Annotated in this window: 18 protein-coding genes; 15 read left to right on the forward strand and 3 right to left on the reverse strand. The window is 74.3% G+C overall.

What is annotated here, in order from left to right; translation table 11 throughout:
• The first annotated feature begins 21 nt into the window (after nt 1-21).
• The 7 genes from CWIS_RS07210 (at nt 22) to CWIS_RS18700 (ending at nt 6,460) form a co-directional block, all read left to right on the forward strand.
• On the forward strand, nt 22-996 hold the full coding sequence (locus tag CWIS_RS07210; RefSeq protein ID WP_082156282.1) for a carbohydrate ABC transporter permease: 975 nt from the start codon (nt 22-24) through the stop codon (nt 994-996).
• A complete protein-coding gene (locus tag CWIS_RS07215) occupies nt 993-1,901 on the forward strand; it encodes a carbohydrate ABC transporter permease (protein ID WP_048342589.1) in 909 nt (302 codons plus the stop codon). The genes CWIS_RS07210 and CWIS_RS07215 overlap by 4 nt, the downstream gene beginning before the upstream one ends.
• Before the next feature lie 5 nt (nt 1,902-1,906).
• Nucleotides 1,907-2,893, forward strand: coding sequence for an ROK family protein (locus CWIS_RS07220; RefSeq protein ID WP_082156283.1), 987 nt, complete (start codon nt 1,907-1,909; stop codon nt 2,891-2,893).
• The gene (gene nagB / locus CWIS_RS07225) at nt 2,893-3,675 is read left to right on the forward strand and encodes a glucosamine-6-phosphate deaminase (RefSeq protein WP_048342590.1); all 783 of its coding nucleotides are present in this window, start codon (nt 2,893-2,895) and stop codon (nt 3,673-3,675) included. The genes CWIS_RS07220 and nagB overlap by 1 nt, the downstream gene beginning before the upstream one ends.
• A 107-nt stretch (nt 3,676-3,782) precedes the next feature.
• Complete coding sequence (locus CWIS_RS07230) at nt 3,783-4,157, forward strand: DUF3039 domain-containing protein (protein WP_048342591.1); 375 nt, start codon at nt 3,783-3,785, stop codon at nt 4,155-4,157.
• Nucleotides 4,154-5,965 carry a DEAD/DEAH box helicase gene (locus CWIS_RS07235; RefSeq protein ID WP_082156284.1) on the forward strand — a complete coding sequence of 604 codons (1,812 nt, stop codon included), beginning with the start codon at nt 4,154-4,156 and terminating at the stop codon, nt 5,963-5,965. The genes CWIS_RS07230 and CWIS_RS07235 overlap by 4 nt, the downstream gene beginning before the upstream one ends.
• 345 nt (nt 5,966-6,310) lie before the next feature.
• Nucleotides 6,311-6,460 (forward strand): DUF4175 domain-containing protein, encoded by a 150-nt coding sequence (locus CWIS_RS18700; protein ID WP_141368710.1) that lies wholly within the window; start codon nt 6,311-6,313, stop codon nt 6,458-6,460.
• Between the two features lie 185 nt (nt 6,461-6,645).
• Here CWIS_RS18700 and CWIS_RS07240 read toward each other — a convergent pair whose 3' ends face one another.
• Nucleotides 6,646-8,022, reverse strand: a complete 1,377-nt coding sequence (locus CWIS_RS07240) for a nicotinate phosphoribosyltransferase (protein WP_048342592.1) — start codon at nt 8,020-8,022, stop codon at nt 6,646-6,648.
• 52 nt (nt 8,023-8,074) lie between these two features.
• On the opposite strand from CWIS_RS07240, the gene clpS reads away from it, so the two are divergent.
• From clpS to CWIS_RS07275, 7 genes are read left to right on the forward strand one after another with little or no spacing between them, the layout of a single operon-like run.
• Nucleotides 8,075-8,368, forward strand: a complete 294-nt coding sequence (gene clpS / locus CWIS_RS07245) for an ATP-dependent Clp protease adapter ClpS (RefSeq protein WP_048342593.1) — start codon at nt 8,075-8,077, stop codon at nt 8,366-8,368.
• Nucleotides 8,368-9,111: a DUF2017 family protein gene (locus CWIS_RS07250; RefSeq protein WP_048342613.1), complete on the forward strand. Its 744-nt coding sequence runs from the start codon at nt 8,368-8,370 to the stop codon at nt 9,109-9,111. The genes clpS and CWIS_RS07250 overlap by 1 nt, the downstream gene beginning before the upstream one ends.
• A gap of 10 nt (nt 9,112-9,121) precedes the next feature.
• Nucleotides 9,122-9,937, forward strand: coding sequence for a glutamate racemase (murI, locus tag CWIS_RS07255; RefSeq protein ID WP_048342594.1), 816 nt, complete (start codon nt 9,122-9,124; stop codon nt 9,935-9,937).
• Between the two features lie 25 nt (nt 9,938-9,962).
• On the forward strand, nt 9,963-10,748 hold the full coding sequence (locus CWIS_RS07260) for an MBL fold metallo-hydrolase (protein ID WP_048342595.1): 786 nt from the start codon (nt 9,963-9,965) through the stop codon (nt 10,746-10,748).
• A 44-nt stretch (nt 10,749-10,792) separates the two neighbouring features.
• Nucleotides 10,793-11,629: a ribonuclease PH gene (gene rph, locus CWIS_RS07265; protein WP_048342596.1), complete on the forward strand. Its 837-nt coding sequence runs from the start codon at nt 10,793-10,795 to the stop codon at nt 11,627-11,629.
• Nucleotides 11,626-12,288, forward strand: coding sequence for an RdgB/HAM1 family non-canonical purine NTP pyrophosphatase (gene rdgB / locus CWIS_RS07270; protein WP_048342597.1), 663 nt, complete (start codon nt 11,626-11,628; stop codon nt 12,286-12,288). The genes rph and rdgB overlap by 4 nt, the downstream gene beginning before the upstream one ends.
• A complete protein-coding gene (locus tag CWIS_RS07275; protein WP_048342598.1) occupies nt 12,275-14,005 on the forward strand; it encodes an ABC-F family ATP-binding cassette domain-containing protein in 1,731 nt (576 codons plus the stop codon). The genes rdgB and CWIS_RS07275 overlap by 14 nt, the downstream gene beginning before the upstream one ends.
• 11 nt (nt 14,006-14,016) lie before the next feature.
• Here CWIS_RS07275 and CWIS_RS07280 read toward each other — a convergent pair whose 3' ends face one another.
• Nucleotides 14,017-14,571, reverse strand: a complete 555-nt coding sequence (locus tag CWIS_RS07280; RefSeq protein WP_048342599.1) for an NUDIX hydrolase family protein — start codon at nt 14,569-14,571, stop codon at nt 14,017-14,019.
• 159 nt (nt 14,572-14,730) lie between these two features.
• Here CWIS_RS07280 and trxA point away from each other — a divergent pair, with 159 nt between their 5' ends.
• Complete coding sequence (trxA, locus tag CWIS_RS07285) at nt 14,731-15,102, forward strand: thioredoxin (RefSeq protein WP_048342600.1); 372 nt, start codon at nt 14,731-14,733, stop codon at nt 15,100-15,102.
• A gap of 101 nt (nt 15,103-15,203) precedes the next feature.
• On the opposite strand, the gene CWIS_RS07290 is transcribed toward trxA, so the two are convergent.
• On the reverse strand, nt 15,204-16,415 hold the full coding sequence (locus CWIS_RS07290) for a cellulose-binding domain-containing protein (protein WP_048342601.1): 1,212 nt from the start codon (nt 16,413-16,415) through the stop codon (nt 15,204-15,206).
• Nucleotides 16,416-16,482 lie beyond the last annotated feature (67 nt).

Here is a 16,482-nt window from a genome sequence, read left to right on the forward strand (position 1 = left end):
TCGGCACACAGGAGATCACTCATGTCCCACGACGCTGCCCTCGGCGTGCCCGCGCACAGCGGCCACGCCGCCCCCGGTGGCCCGCCCGACGAGCCGCCCGCCCCGCGCCGGCGCCGCACCCCGGCCGCCCCCTACCTGCTCCTGGTCCCCGCGCTCGTCGCGCTGGTCGCCGGCCTCGCCTACCCGGTGGGCAAGCAGATCGTCATGTCGGTGCAGAAGTTCGGCCTCGAGCAGCAGTTCGGTCAGGCGCCGACGTTCGTCGGCCTGGACAACTTCGTGCGGGTCTTCACCGACGACGCCCTGTGGGCGGTCGTCGCCCGCTCGATCGCCTTCTGCCTCGTCAACGCGTTCCTCACGGTCGTGATCGGGTTCGCGTTCGCGCTCCTGATGCGCGCGGTCGCCACGCCCGTCCGCCTCATGCTGCAGGTGTGCCTGCTGCTCGCGTGGGCCATGCCGATGGTCGCGGGCGTGACGGTCTTCAAGTGGCTGTTCGACTACCGCACGGGCGTCGTGAACTGGCTGCTCGTGCAGCTCGGCTTCGACAGCTTCGCCGGATACTCCTGGCTCTCGCAGCCGCTCACGTTCTTCCTGGTCGCGACGATCATCATCGTCTGGATGTCCGTGCCGTTCGTCGCGCTGTCGATGTACGCAGGGCTGACCGCCGTGCCCGAGGAGGTCCTCGAGGCCTCGCGCATCGACGGCGCCAACGGTCGCCAGCAGTTCTGGCACATCCTGATGCCGATGGTCCGCCCCGTGCTGTCGATCGTGCTGCTCCTGCAGATCATCTGGGACCTGCGCGTGTTCGCCCAGATCCGCCTCCTGCAGGACGCGGGCGCCCCGGTGTCCGAGACGAACCTGCTGGGCAACTTCATCTACGAGCTCGGCATGAGCCGCCAGGACTTCGGCGGCGCGGCCGCCGTCTCGATCTTCGTGCTGCTGCTCACCGTCGCGCTGAGCTGGCCGTACGTCCGCAGCCTCATGAAGGAGGACGCATGAGCGCCGTCGCGCCCGTCCGCACGCCGCACGTCAGGGCGAGTGCCGTCGCGGCCAAGAAGCACGCCCCCCGGGCGGGCCGCCGCCGGGTGCGCTCGTTCGCGCTCGGGACCCTGGGCGTCCTCGCCTCGCTGCTGTGGGTGTTCCCGGTCTACTGGATGGTCCTGTCGGCGTTCACGCCCGCGGCCTACCTGCGTGCGACGACCCCGCAGTTCCTTCCGCTGCACGCGACGGCGGTCAACTTCCGGCGCGTCCTGGAGGGCGGCAGCTTCACCGCGGCGCTGGGCATGAGCGTGGCGATCACCCTGCTCACGGTCGTGCTGGTGCTGGCCTTCGCGTTCCTCGGGGCGCTCGCGATCAGCCGGTGGAAGTTCCGTGGCCGCACGTCGTTCGTGCTCGCCGTGCTGTTCATCCAGATGCTGCCCGCCGAGGGCCTGTTCATCGCGCAGTACAAGATGCTCTCGGGCGCGCACCTGCTCGACTCGGTGATCGGCGTGACCGTCCTCTACACCGCGGCCATCATCCCGTTCACGATCTGGATGCTGCGCGGCTTCGTCGCGGGCGTCCCGGCCGAGCTCGAGGAGGCGGCCATGGTCGACGGGCTCTCGCGCACGCAGGCGTTCCTGCGCATCACGTTCCCGCTGCTCGCGCCGGGGCTCGTGGCCTCGGGCGTGTACGCGTTCCTGCAGGCGTGGAACGAGTTCACGATCGCGCTCGTCGCGCTGAACTCGAACCAGACTCTGCCGCTGTGGCTGCGCAACTTCCTGTCGGCGTCGGCGAACCGCGGCGTCGACTGGGGCCAGGTGATGGCCGCGTCCACGCTCATCGCGATCCCCGTGATCGTCTTCTTCCTGTTCGTGCAGGGCCGGATGACCTCCGGCCTCGTGTCCGGCGCGGTCAAGGGCTGACGCGCATGTCCCAGCACAGCACCCCCGTCCCCGGCCCGGCCGGGCGCGGCGGGACCCCCGGGCGCGATGCGGTCGGTGTCGACATCGGCGGCAGCAGCACGGTGACCATCCTGCTCGACGACCGCGGGCAGGTCGTCGCACGCGACGTCATGGTCACGCGCACGGGCGCCGAGCAGATCGCGTCCGACGTCGGGCACGCGGTGCGCCGCGTCCTGGCGACCGCGGGTGTCGACCCGGCCGACGTGGCCGGCATCGGTGTCGGGGTCCCCGGCGTGGTCGACCCGGAGAGCGGCACCGTCGCCAACGCGGTCAACCTCGGGATCGAGGGCAGCGCACCGCTCGCGGCGCTCGTCTCCCGCGCGCTCGACGGCCTGCCGGTCCGCCTCGAGAACGACCTCAACGCGGCCGTCCTCGGCACCGCGCAGCACCTCGCGCAGGCGGGTGAGGGCCCGGTCGACGACCTCGCGTTCATCGCGCTCGGCACCGGGCTCGCGGCCGGCCTCATGCTCGACGGGCGTCTGCGTCGCGGTCCTCACCGCGCCGCGGGCGAGATCGGTCACCTGCGGTACGTGCCCGACGGGCTGCCGTGCAAGTGCGGCCAGTCGGGCTGCCTCGAGCGGTACGCGTCCGGCTCGGCGCTCGACGCCGCGTGGCCGTCCCGCACGGGTCGTCCGGCGCCCGTCGAGGTGTTCGAGGCGGCGGCCGCGGGCGACGAGCACGCGGTGCGCGTCCGCGACGAGTTCCTGGCCGCGGTGGCCGGCGCCGTGCGCGTGCTCGTCCTGACGTGCGACGTCGGGCGGATCGTGATCGGGGGAGGGGTGAGCCAGCTCGGCGAGCCGCTGCTGCGGGGCCTCGTGACCGAGCTCGACCGCCAGGCGGCGTCGTCGCCGTTCCTCGCGGCGGCCCACCTGCCGAGCCGCGTGCGGCTCGCGCCGGCCGGCGTGCCGCTGGGTGCGGTCGGAGCCGCGCTCGTCGGACGAGGAGGCCACTGATGGAGGTCGTCATCGCCCCCGGGCCCACGCTGGCCCGGCTCGCGGCCGACGCGATCGAGCGGCTGCTGCGGGCGCGCCCGCAGACCGTGCTGGGGCTCGCGACGGGGTCGAGCCCGCTCGCGGTCTACGACGAGCTCGTGCGCCGCCACGACGAGGCCGGGCTGTCGTTCGCCCGGGCTCGAGCGTTCATGCTCGACGAGTACGTGGGCCTGCCCGCGGACCACCCGCAGCGGTACCGCAACGTCATCGAGTCGGAGATCGCCTCGCGCGTCGACCTCGCGCCGGGAGCGGTGCAGGGGCCGGACGGCAACGCCGAGGACCTGGTTGCGGCCTGCGCGGCGTTCGAGCAGGCGATCGCGGACGCGGGCGGCGTCGACCTGCAGCTGCTGGGGATCGGCACGGACGGGCACGTCGCGTTCAACGAGCCTGGCTCGTCGCTCGCGTCGCGCACGCGGATCAAGACGCTCACGCGCCAGACCCGCGAGGACAACGCGCGGTTCTTCGACGACGACGTGTCGCAGGTCCCCACGCACTGCCTCACGCAGGGGCTCGCGACCATCATGTCGGCGCGGCACCTCGTCCTGCTCGCGCAGGGGCGCGGCAAGGCCGAGGCGGTGCACCAGCTCGTCGAGGGTCCCGTCTCCGCGATGTGGCCCGCGACCGTGCTCCAGCACCACCCGCACGTGACCGTGCTGGTCGACGACGCGGCGGCCAGCAGGCTGCAGCTCGCCGACTACTACCGCGAGACGTACGCGGCCAAGCCCGCGTGGCAAGGGCTCTGAGCGCGGTCCGGGTGGGCGTGCGCGCGTCGTCGCAGGTGGCGTCGCGGCCCACCCGGACTGTGGGCGGCGCGGGAGGAGTGTCCGACTCCCGACGTAGACTTCCCCGCATGAGCGAACCGCTGTCCTCGCCCGCCGGCCCCGACGACCCGTTCGGTCCGGACCAGGCGACGGGGACGAGCGTCCTCGAGCGCGCCGAGACGACCGAGCAGGTCGAGCCGGGCGACCACGAGCGCTTCGCGCACTACGTGCGCAAGGAGAAGATCACCGAGTCCGCGGTGACCGGCAGGCCGGTCGTGGCGCTCTGCGGCAAGGTCTGGGTGCCGGGCCGCGACCCGAACAAGTTCCCGGTCTGCCCGGTGTGCAAGGAGATCTACGAGGGGCTCCGGCCGCCGCAGGACGGCGAGGGCGGCTCCGACGGATCGTCGGGCGGCTCGGGCGGCGGACGCCGCTGGGGCTTCGGCCGCGGCTCGTCCGGACGTTGAGCGCCGCCTTCGAACCGTCCACCACCCACGCGTCGTCGTCCGCGGCATCACACCTGCCGCCGGCCTTCCCGTCGCGTGCGCCGTGGGGGACGGCCGGCAAGCTGCGCGCCTGGCAGGCCGAGGCGCTCGAGCTCTACCGCGCCCGCTCGCCGCGGGACTTCCTCGCGGTGGCGACCCCGGGTGCGGGCAAGACGACGTTCGCGCTGCGCATCGCGACCGAGCTCCTCGAGGCCCGCGTGGTGCGGCGCGTGACGGTCGTCGCGCCCACGGACCACCTCAAGCGCCAGTGGGCCGATGCCGCGGCACGCGTCGGGATCCGGCTCGACCCGGGCTTCAGCAACGCGCAGGGCCGCCACGGGCACGGCTTCGACGGCGTCGCGGTGACGTACGCGCAGGTCGCGAACAAGCCCGCGCTGCACGCGGCCCGCACGAGCGCCGCGCCCACCCTCGTGATCCTGGACGAGGTGCACCACGGCGGTGACGCGCTGTCCTGGGGCGACGGCGTGCGCGAGGCCTTCGAGGGCGCGACCCGGCGGCTCGCGCTGACCGGCACGCCCTTCCGATCGGACACCGCCGCGATCCCGTTCGTGCAGTACGAGCGCGACCAGCAGGGCATCCGGCGCTCGGTCGCGGACTACAGCTACGGCTACGGCGACGCGCTGCGCGACCACGTCGTGCGCCCCGTGATCTTCCTGTCCTACTCGGGCAGCATGCGCTGGCGCACCAAGACGGGCGACGAGATCAGCGCGCGCCTGGGCGAGGCGCTCACCAAGGACATGACCGCGCAGGCGTGGCGCACCGCGCTCGACCCGGGCGGTGAGTGGATCCCCGCGGTGCTCGCCGGCGCGGACCGGCGGCTGACCGAGGTGCGCCGCACGGTGCCGGACGCGGGCGCGATGATCATCGCGACCGACCAGACCGACGCGCGAGGGTACGCCGGGCACCTCGCACGGCTCACGGGGGAGTCGCCCACGGTCGTGCTGTCCGACGAACCGGGTGCGAGCGACCGGATCGACGAGTTCTCGCGTGGCGACTCGCGCTGGCTCGTCGCCGTCCGGATGGTCTCCGAGGGTGTCGACGTGCCGCGTCTCGCGGTGGGCGTCTACGCGACGAGCACCGCGACGCCGTTGTTCTTCGCGCAGGCGGTCGGCCGGTTCGTGCGTGCGCGCAAGCGCGGCGAGACGGCCTCGGTGTTCCTGCCGTCGGTGCCGCAGCTGCTCGCGCTGGCGAACGCGCTCGAGCTCGAGCGCGACCACGCGCTCGACCGGCCGAAGACCGCGGAGGAGGACGGCGCCGGGTTCAACCCCGAGGACGCGCTGCTCGCGGCGGCGAACGCCGAGCGCAACGGCCCCGACGCGGTCGGGTCGGACGGCATCCAGGGGTCGTTCGAGGCCCTCGAGGCGCAGGCGTCGTTCGACCGCGTGCTGTTCGACGGGGGCGAGTTCGGCACGGGCGCCGAGGTCGGTTCCGACGAGGAGCTCGACTTCCTCGGGCTGCCCGGGCTGCTCGACGCCGACCAGGTCTCGGCGCTCCTGCGGCAGCGCCAGGCCGACCAGCTCAAGGGTCGTCGCGCCCCGCGCGACCAGGCGGCCGAGCTCGAGGCGATGGACCACCGTCGCCAGGCCGAGCTGCGCAAGGAGCTCGCGCAGCTCGTGGGGGCGTGGTCCCGGCGCAGCGGGCAGCCGCACGGTGCGGTGCACACGGAGCTGCGGCGACGGTGCGGGGGCCCCGAGGTCGCACTCGCGGACCCGGGCCAGCTCGAGTCGCGCGTCGCGATGCTGCGGAGCTGGTTCGTCGGCAAGCGCTGATCGTCGGTGAGCGCTGATCGTCGGTGAGCGCTGATCGTCGGGAGCGCTGATCGTCGGCAGGGCCGATGGCGCCTCGGCGCAACCGCTCCACACTTCTCCGCGGTGCCCTCGACCACAATCCCCGTCTCACGATATGGACAGCCGATGAAGGGCGTCTTCCGTGAGAAGTCGCAGGTCACAGCCGTGGGAGCGCGTGCCATAGCAGGCCTGTCGGCGTGCGCAAGTCGTCAGTTCGGCGTGCCGAGGAGCGTCCACCGCGGGACTGTTGAGGTGCTTCGGGACCCGGAACACCGGATCCCGTCCCTCGCCGGCAGCAGTCCTGCCGGCCGACGAAAGGAGTACGCGATGCCCTCGTGGCTCATCCTCGTCATCATCGGCGTCGTCCTGGTCATCCTCGGCTTCAGCGGGGTCGGCACGTTCCTGCTGTGGATCGGCGTGGCCGTGCTCGTGATCAGCCTGATCCTGGCCCTCGCAGGGGGCCGCCGCCGCGTGTAGCGACGCGACACGTCGCCGGCACCCCCGTCCGGCGCACCTCAGACACGTCGAACGCCGACCCGCTTGCGATGAGCGGGTCGGCGTTCGGCGTTCCCGGGCCCGCTGGACGGGCGGGAGCAGTCCGGGCCGGTCGGCTCAGGCGGGGAGTCGGCTCAGGGGGAGTCGGCTCAGGCGGGCAGGTCGGCTCAGGCGGGGGGCAGCGCGAGGGTCACGGTCGGGAGGGCCGCCTCGTCGGCCGACAGCCGGCGCGCCCCCCGCGGGAGCGCCGCGCGGGACAGCCGGTGCCGCTCGGCCGCGGTCCGCACACCGTCTGCGCCGGTCCAACGGTCGTCGACGTGCCCGTCGACGACGAGCGGCACGTGCAGCGGCCGCAGCTCGCCCGGCCCGTCCGTCGCGGCGAACGCCTCCCGGGCGACGTCCCACGACGCGGAGACCGCGCGGACGCGGTCGTCGTCCCCGGCCACGAGCACCTCTTCGACGTCGCGCCCGTCGACCGAGCGCCGCGCGGCGGACTTGCGCCCCCCGACGCTGGTCTTGGCGGTCGACGCCTTCGCGACCGGCTGCATCACGCCGGTGGCGTCCTCGCGCGCGACGAGCTTGTAGACCATGCCGCACGTCGGAGCGCCCGAGCCGGTGACGACCGACGTGCCGACCCCGTACGAGTCGACGGGCGCGACGGCCAGGGCCGCGATGGCGTGCTCGTCGAGGTCGGAGGTCACGGTGATGCGCACCTCGTGCGCGCCTGCGGCGTCGAGCTGGGCGCGGACCTCGTGCGCCAGGACGCCGAGGTCGCCCGAGTCGAGGCGCACGGCGCCCAGGCCGGACCCGGCGACCTCGAGCGCGCGCGCGACCCCGGCCTTCACGTCGTAGGTGTCGACGAGCAGCGTGGTGCCGGGGCCGAGCGCGTCGACCTGGGAGGCGAACGCGGAGCGCTCGTCGTCGTGCAGCAGGGTGAACGCGTGCGCGGCCGTGCCGATCGTCGTGAGCCCGTACCGGCGGCCCGCCTCGAGGTTGGACGTCCCCGCGAACCCCGCGACGACCGCCGCGCGCGCCGCCGCGACGCCCGCCCACTCGTGCGCACGCCGTGAGCCCATCTCCAGGCAGGGACGGTCGAGCGCCGCGCTCGTCATGCGGGAGGCGGCCGAGGCGACGGCCGAGTCGTAGTTGAGGACGGACAGCACCAGCGTCTCGAGCAGCACGGCCTCCGCGAACGTCCCCTCGACGACGAGCAGGGGCGAGTGCGGGAAGAACACCTCGCCCTCCGCGTAGCCGACGACCGTGCCGCCGAACCGGTAGCCCGCGAGGTACTCCAGGGTCGCGTCGTCGACGACGCGCTCGCTCGCGAGCCACTCGAGCTCGGCCGCGCCGAACCGGAACTGCGCGAGCTCCTCGAGCACGCGGCCCGTGCCGGCGACCACGCCGTAGCGGCGCCCGTGCGGCAGCCGGCGCGTGAACACCTCGAACACGCAGCGACGGTCGGCCGTGCCGTCGCGCAGCGCGGCCTGCAGCATCGTCAGCTCGTACCGGTCCGTGAGCAGCGCCGAGCTCGACAGCGTCGTCATGCGCACACGGTAGGCCGAAGCACGTCCGCCGCGCGCTGCCTAGAGTGGACTCGTGAGCTCCGCACCCCACCTCGACGAGGTCGTCGCGTCCGACGCCCAGGCGTCGTTGGACGCCCCGTGGGTGACGATCGTGTGGAACGACCCGGTCAACCTCATGACCTACGTGACCTACGTGTTCGAGACGTACTTCGGGCACCCGCGTCAGGTCGCCGAGCACCTCATGCGGCGCGTGCACACCGAGGGCCGGGCCGTCGTGTCGCGCGGCACGCTCGAGGCGATGGAGGTCGACGTGCAGGCGATGCACGGGTTCGGCCTGTGGGCGACCGTGCAGAGCAGCAGTCGGTGATGCGGGGGTTCGTCGCGCGCCAGCAGGAGTACGTCGCCCGGCTCGACGCCGACGAGCGCGCGGTGCTGGCGGGGATCGCCTCAGAGGTCGGCGTGCTGCTGGGTGCGACACCGTTCCGCAGGGCCGCGCGGGTGGCGCAGCAGACCGCACCCGACCCGCAGGTCGACGAGAGCGACGACGAGGACGACGAGCCCGGCGACGTGCTCGACGACGGCCCGCCGCTGTCGGCGCTGGGCTGGCCGTGGCAGCGCCCCGTCGAGCGGCCCACCGACTCGGCCGTGCGCCGGTTGCTGCCGGACGCGAGCGAGGACCCCGAGCAGGCCGCCGAGTTCCGCCGCCTGACCGACGCCGACCTGCGCGAGCGCAAGATCGCGGGCCTGCGCACGTGGTGGCAGGCGCTGCGCGCACCCGGGGGCCGGCACGGCGACGCGGTCGCGGTCACCGCCGCCGAGGCCCCGGCCGTCGCGGCCGCCATGACCGACGTCCGGCTCGTGCTCGCGGACCGCCTCGGTGTGCGCACCGACGAGGACGGCGAGCGGATCTACCAGGAGCTCACCGAGCCCGTGCCGCCCGGGTCGGGGGGCAGGGACAGCGAGGCGATCGCGGTGCGCCGCGCGTTCGTCGGGGTCTACGCGATGCTCTCCGAGCTCCAGGAGACGCTCGTGGGCGCGATGCTCGAGCAGTCCCGTGCGCGTCGGACGTCACAGGGCGGCGCGGACGGCCCGCGCGGCACCGGCGGTTAGGCTCATCCGCGTGAACGACGCGCCCATCGGGATCTTCGACTCCGGCGTCGGGGGCCTGACGGTCGCGCGAGCGATCCTCGACCAGCTCCCGAACGAGTCGACGCTCTACATCGGCGACACCCTGAACACGCCGTACGGCACCAAGCCGCTCGCCGCGGTGCGGGCGTTCGCGCTCGAGGTCATGGACGACCTCGTCGACGCGGGGGTCAAGGCCCTGGTCATCGCGTGCAACACGGCGTCGGCCGCGATGCTGCGCGACGCGCGCGAGCGCTACACGCTGCGGCGCGGCATCCCCGTGGTCGAGGTGATCCTGCCCGCGGCCCGTCGCGCGGTCGCCGCCACGCGCACCGGCAAGATCGGCGTGATCGCCACCCGCGCCACGGTCGAGTCGCTCGCGTACGACGACGCGTTCGCGGTCGCGCCGGGCGTCTCGCTGGTCACGCAGGCGTGCCCCCGGTTCGTGCAGCTGGTCGAGGCAGGCGTCACGTCAGGCCCCGAGGTGCTCGCCGTCGCGCACGAGTACCTCGACCCGGTCCGAGCCGCGGGCGTCGACACGCTCGTGCTGGGCTGCACCCACTACCCGCTGCTGACCGGCGCGATCTCCTACGTCATGGGCGACGAGGTCACGCTCGTCTCGAGCGCCGAGGAGACCGCCAAGGACGTGTACCGCACGCTCGTGGCGCACGGCCTGGAGCGCACGGCCGACGAGGGGCCGCCGCAGCACCGGTTCCTCGCGACCGGCGACCCCGACTCGTTCCGCATCCTCGCGCGCCGGTTCCTCGGCCCCGAGGTCGACTCGGTCGAGCGCCTCGGAGCACTGCGATGAGCGCGGCTGAGACGGGGGAGCTGCGGTGAGGCTCGTCGTCCTCGGGTGCGCCGGGTCGTACCCGTCGGTGGCCGCCGCCGCCTCGTCGTACCTGGTCCAGGCGGACGACGCCGACGGCCGCACCTGGAACGTGCTGCTGGACCTGGGCAACGGCGCGCTGAGCCCGCTGCAGCGCTACGGCGACCCGACGACCCTGGACGCGATCGCGGTGTCGCACCTGCACTCCGACCACGTCGCCGACCTCGTCGTGCTCAACGTCCTGCGCCGCTACCGCCCCGACGGCCCCCTCCCGGCGATCGACGTGTGGGGCCCGGACGGGACCGCGGAGCGACTCGCGGAGATGGCGGGCAAGGACCCCGCGACCGGGCTCGACGGGCAGTTCCGGTTCCGCACGTGGGACCCGGCGGCGCCCGTCGTCGTCGGGCCGCTGACGCTCACGCCCGTGCCCGTGGAGCACCCGGTGCCCGCGTTCGGCATGCTCGTGACCGGACCCGCCGAGGGCGAACCGACGCGCGCCGTGACGCTCGGGTACACGGGCGACACCGACGAGTGCGCCGGGCTGGACGTCCTCGCGGCCACCGACCTCCTGCTGTGCGAGGCGGGCTTCCGGGACGAGCTCGACGACGACCTGCGTGGCATCCACCTGACCGGCGCGCGCGCGGGCCGCGCGGCGCACCGGGCGGGCGCCGGACGCCTGGTCCTGACGCACCTGACGGCCTGGGAGGACCCGAGCGACGTGGTGGCGCACGCGGCCTCGTCGTACGCGGGCCCGATCGACGTCGCCACTCCCGGGGCGACCTTCCGCCTGTAGGTCCCGCGGACGGCTCGGGCGGTCGAGGTCGTTAGGCTCGGGGCATGTCTGCTTCTCCCGTGACCTCTGCGCGCCCGGACGGCCGTACCCCCGACGAGCTGCGCCCCGTGACGATCACGCGGCGGTTCCTGTCCGCGGGCGAGGGCTCGGTCCTCGTCGAGTTCGGCGGGACCAAGGTGCTCTGCGTCGCGTCGTTCACCGAGGGCGTGCCGCGCTGGCGCAAGGGGTCGGGTCAGGGCTGGGTGACCGCCGAGTACTCGATGCTGCCGCGCGCGACCGACAGCCGCTCGGACCGCGAGTCGGTCCGCGGCAAGATCGGCGGCCGCACGCACGAGATCTCGCGGCTGATCGGCCGCTCGCTGCGCGCGGTCATCGACGTCGGCGCGCTCGGCGAGAACACGATCGTGCTCGACTGCGACGTGCTGCAGGCCGACGGCGGCACGCGCACCGCGTCGATCACGGGTGCGTACGTGGCGCTCGCCGACGCGGTCGCGTGGGCCAAGGAGCGCGGGATCATCGCGCGGGGCCGCACGGTGCTGCGCGACTCCGTCTCGGCGGTGAGCGTGGGCATCGTCGACGGCGTGCCGGTGCTCGACCTGCCGTACGTCGAGGACGTGCGCGCGGACACCGACATGAACGTCGTGGTCACCGGGTCGGGTGCGTTCGTCGAGGTCCAGGGCACGGCTGAGCACGCGCCGTTCGTGCGTTCCGAGCTCGACGCGCTGCTCGACCTGGCGCTCGCCGGGACGTCGCGGCTCGCCGCGCTGCAGGCCGCCGCGCTCGCGCAGCCGGCGTCCGACGGGTCCGCGACCCGTGCGGCCGAGCCGGAGGCCGCGCAGGGGTCGGGCTCAGCCGGCGCGACGACCGCGGCGCAGGCGTGAGCGTGCCCGCGGGCGCCCGGCTGGTGCTGGCGACCCACAACGCCCACAAGCTGGGTGAGCTGCGCGCGATCCTCGCGCCCGTGCTGCCGGGTCTGCCGCCCGAGGCGGTCGTCGGCGCACGGGACGTGGGCGCGCCCGAGCCGGTCGAGGACGGCGTGACGTTCGCGCAGAACGCGCTGCTCAAGGCGCGCGCGCTCGCGGCGTTCACGGGTCTGCCCGCCGTGGCCGACGACTCCGGCCTGGCGGTCGACGTGCTCGGTGGCGCGCCGGGGATCTTCTCGGCGCGCTGGGCCGGTCGGCACGGCGACGACGCGGCGAACCTCGCGCTCCTGCTCGCGCAGCTGTCCGACATCGCCGACCCGCACCGCGGCGCGCGGTTCGTGTGCGCGGCCGCGCTCGTCACGCCCGACGGGTTCGAGCACGTCGAGACCGGCGCGCTCGTCGGCACCCTCGCGCACGCGCCGCGCGGCACGGGCGGGTTCGGGTACGACCCGGCGCTCGTGCCGCTCGGCGAGACCCGCACGTGCGCCGAGCTCAGCCCGACGGAGAAGAACGCGATCAGCCACCGCGGGCAGGCGTTCCGCGCGCTCGCGCCCGTCGTCGCCCGCGTGCTCACGGGCGGCCCGACGCACGACCCGGTGGCTGATGCCGCCCGGTGACCCCGCTCGTGGCGGCGTGCAGCTCGTCGCGGACGCCGTCTCGTTCGGGTACCCCGGACGCCCGGTGCTGGACCGGCTCGACCTGACGGTGTCCGCGGGCGAGCGCGTGGGCCTCGTGGGCGAGAACGGCGCGGGCAAGACGACGCTGCTCCGCGTGCTGGCCGGCGACCTCGTGCCGTCGTCGGGCACGGTGCGCCGGACCGGCACGCTCGCCGTGGTCGACCAGGAGCTCGTCGTGACGCCCGACGACACGGTGGGCACGCTCGTCGCGGCGACGGGCGCCACCGTGCGCGCGGTCGCGGCCGAGCTCGAGGCCACCATCGCCGCGTTCGACCACGAGGACGGTGACCTCGCCGCGCTCACGGCCGCGATGACCCGGTACGAGCAGCTGGCCGCGTGGGACACCGACCGGCGCGTCGACGAGGCGCTCACCCGGTTCGGTGCGCCGCGCGACCCGGACCGGCGCCTGGACACGCTGAGCGTCGGCGAGCGTTACCGCGTGCGACTCGCGTGCCGGATCGGCGAGCGCGCCGACGTGCTGCTGCTCGACGAGCCGACGAACCACCTCGACGCCGCCGGGATCGACTACCTGACCGGGCTGCTGCGCGAGTGGGCCGGCGCGGTCGTGATCGTCACGCACGACCGCCAGCTCCTCGACGACGTGATGACCGCGATCCTCGACCTGGACCCCGCGATGGACGGCCGTCCCGCGCTCTACGGCGCGACGCGGTACGCGGACTACCGGTTCGCCAAGGACCAGATGCTGCGGCGGTGGCGCGCGCGGTACCGGCAGGAGCGCAAGCGCGCGGTGCAGCTCGCGCAGCGGCTCGACGCGTCCTACGAGGGCCTGTCCGACGAGTGGCGCCCGCCCAAGGGGTCGAACAAGCACCGGCGTGCCACGGGCGCACGCATCCACGTCAAGGCGGCCGACCGGCTGGTCCAGAAGCTCGAGGCGCAGGCGGTGGCCGTGCCCGTCCCGCCTCCGTCGTTGGTCTTCCCGGACCTGCCGAGCCTGCCGCGCCGGGCCTCGACCGGTGCGGACCCGGACCGGCCGCTCGACCCCGACGCCGACCGTCAGGCCTCGCACGGCGGCCCCCTGCTCGAGCTCCGCGCGCCGCGCGTCGTCGGGCCGCACGGGCCCCGGCTCGACCTGCCCGGGCGGCGGCTCGAGGTCGCCCCGGCCTCGCGCCTGCTCGTCGTCGGGCCGAACGGGTCCGGCAAGTCCACGCTGCTCGCCGCACTCGCCGGACGCACCGAGCTCGACCGCGGCACGCGGGCGCTCGCACCGGGCGTGCGGCTCGGGGTGCTCGCGCAGGAGGGACCCACCGAGCACGCCGACGTCGAGGGCGCGCCCACGGGCGGCCCGACCGCGTTCGACGCCTACGCGCGGCACGCGCTCGACCTGCTGGACGGCGGGCTGCTCGACCCGGACCAGCTCGTCCCCGTCGCGGCGCTCGGCCTGCTGACCGAGGAGGACCTCGAGCGGCCGGTGCGCGAGCTCTCGGTCGGTCAGCGCAGGCGGTTCGACCTCGCGTGCGCGCTGCTCGCTGCGCCGCACGTGCTGATCCTCGACGAGCCGACCAACCACCTGTCGGTCGGGCTGGTCGACGAGCTCACGAGGGCGCTGCGCGCGACGTCCGCCGCGGTCGTCGTCGCGACGCACGACCGGCGCATGCGCGCCGACCTCGCGGACTGGCCGGTGCTCGACCTGTCCTGAGCCCGGCGGTGTCAGCCCAGGCGACCCACGTGCGCCATCGCCTGACGCAGCAGCACGCCCTGCCCGCCGGTCATCTCGACCTGGACCTGCTCGGCGCACGCCTCCTCGGGCGTGAGCCAGGCGAGGTCGATCGCGTCCTGCTGCGGGCGGCAGTCACCCAGCACGGGCACGACGTACGCGAGCGACACCGCGTGCTGGCGCGGGTCGTGGTACGAGGTGATGCCGGGCGTCGGGAAGTACTCCGCGACCGTGAACGGCTGCGGCGCGGCGGGGATCTGGGGGAGCGCGACCGGCCCGAGGTCCTTCTCGATGTGCCGCACGAGCGCGTCGCGCACCCGCTCGTGGTACATCACGCGCCCCGAGACCAGGGCGCGCGACATCACGCCCTCACGCGTCACGCGCAGCAGCAGCCCGACCGCGACCACGTCGCCCGAGTCGTCGACGCGCACGGGGATCGCGTCGACGTACACCAGCGGCATCAGGCCGCGGATACGGGCGATCTCCTCGGAGGGCAGCCACCCCGCGGGGCGCTCGGGGGTCGGGGGGTAGTCGGCCGTCTCGGTCACCGTGCCGTTCTACCTCGCCGCGCCGCCGCGCCGCCACAGGCGCGCAGGCGGTGTCCGAACCTCATGGGCCCGCCACGGGCGCGTCCGCCCCGGTGGCGGGAATAGTCCGGCCCGGTGGACGCTTGCACGAGGCGCACCCGAGATTCCAAGGAGGGCCGGATGGCCACCACCACACTGACCGCCGAGACGATCGGTCAGACCATCAGCGAGAACGAGATCGTGCTCGTCGACTTCTGGGCCGAGTGGTGCGGGCCGTGCAAGCGGTTCGGACCCGTCTTCGAGGCCTCGTCGGACACCCACCCCGACGTGGTCCACGCCAAGGTCGACACGGAGGCTGAGCAGCAGCTCGCCGCCGAGCTCCAGATCTTCTCGATCCCGACGCTCATGGCGTTCCGGGACGGGATCCTCGTGTTCAACCAGGCCGGCGCGCTGCCGGGCCCGGCGCTCGAGCAGGTCGTCCAGGCCGTCAAGGACCTGGACATGGACGAGGTCCGCGCGAAGATCGCCGCGACGTCCGACGGCCAGGCCTGATCGCCCCGGCGCCACAGCACGAGACGAGCCCACTCCCCGTTGGGGGTGGGCTCGTCTCGTTCCTGACGGGCCCCGACGAGCGCGCCGGGTGACGGTGGTGGTCAGCAGCCCACGCGGGTGCTCGCGACGACGACGTCGTCGAACCAGAGCGTGTCGGCGCCCTCGCCGTAGGACTCCCACCCGAGCCGCAGGTCGGTGAGCCGCGGGGACCAGGGCTTGCTCAGCCACTGGCCGTCGAGGTCGTGCGTCGGCGTGCCGTCGACGATCAGGCCCGGCACGGCCCAGCCGTCGAGCCACGTGGTCAGGCGCCCCGTGGCACCCTCGACCAGCGCCTCGGCGCAGTGCCACGACCCGCCCGCCGGCAGCTGTGCGGTGCGGGACAGGCCCGCGGGGCTCTGCTCGGGCAGCGTCGCGTCGTCCGACGAGCGGTTCCACTGCATCAGGGAGTTCTGCCCACCCATCCGCAGGTCGCGGTTGCCGTCGTTCGCGTCCCGCATGGCCAGGTACGTCGTGTGCTGCACGGGCAGGGCCGTGGTGTGGCGGACCCAGAACCGCACGTACACGGTGCTGCCCAGCGCCGAGGCGGGCTGTGCCTGGACGAACACGTGGTTGCAGTACCCGGCCCCGCCGTCGACGCGCAGCGACTTGCCGCCGCTGTGCGCGACCGTCGAGTCGACCGACGCCCGTCCGCTGCCGGAGCAGTCGGGGTACGTGACGGCCCAGGTGCCCGACGGCGTGCTGCTCGCCTGCGTCTCCAGCCCGTCGCAGAACAGCGCGGTCCCGCACTCGGTGGGCGTGCCCGTCGGGTCGGGGGTCGGCGTCGGTCCCTGGGTCGGCGTGGGCGTGGGTGTGGGCGTCGGGGTGGCCGACGGGCTCGGGCTCGTCGTCGTGCCGCCGTTGCACGCGACGCCGTCGAGCGCGAAGTCCGTCGGCGCGGTGTTCGTCCCGCTCCACGTCCCCTGGAACCCGAACGACGCCGTCTCGCCGGCCCGGAGCTCGCCGTTCCACGGCGCGTGGGTGACGGTGACCGCGGAACCCGACTGCGTGAGCGTCGAGCTCCACGACTGCGTGACCCGCTGGCCGGACGGCCAGGTCCACGTCAGGCGCCACCCGTGCGTCGCCTCGCTCGGAGTCACCCGCACGTCGGCGGTGAACCCGCCGGGCCACGAGTTCACGCTCCACGCCACCTGACAGCTCCCCGCGGCCTGCGCCGCGCTGCCGACGGCGACGCCCGCGAGGGTCGTCCCGATGAGCGCCGCGGCGGCGGTGACCGCCGCCAGAGCCGTGCGCCAGAGCCTCGTCGTGCGGTGCATGGTGGTCCGTCCCCTCGCCGGGGCCCGTCGTCGCACGAGCCGCAGCGACGCGGGCCGTGTGCCCCCG

It is taken from the genome of Cellulomonas sp. A375-1, from assembly GCF_001040865.1.
Taxonomy (GTDB): domain Bacteria; phylum Actinomycetota; class Actinomycetes; order Actinomycetales; family Cellulomonadaceae; genus Cellulomonas; species Cellulomonas gelida.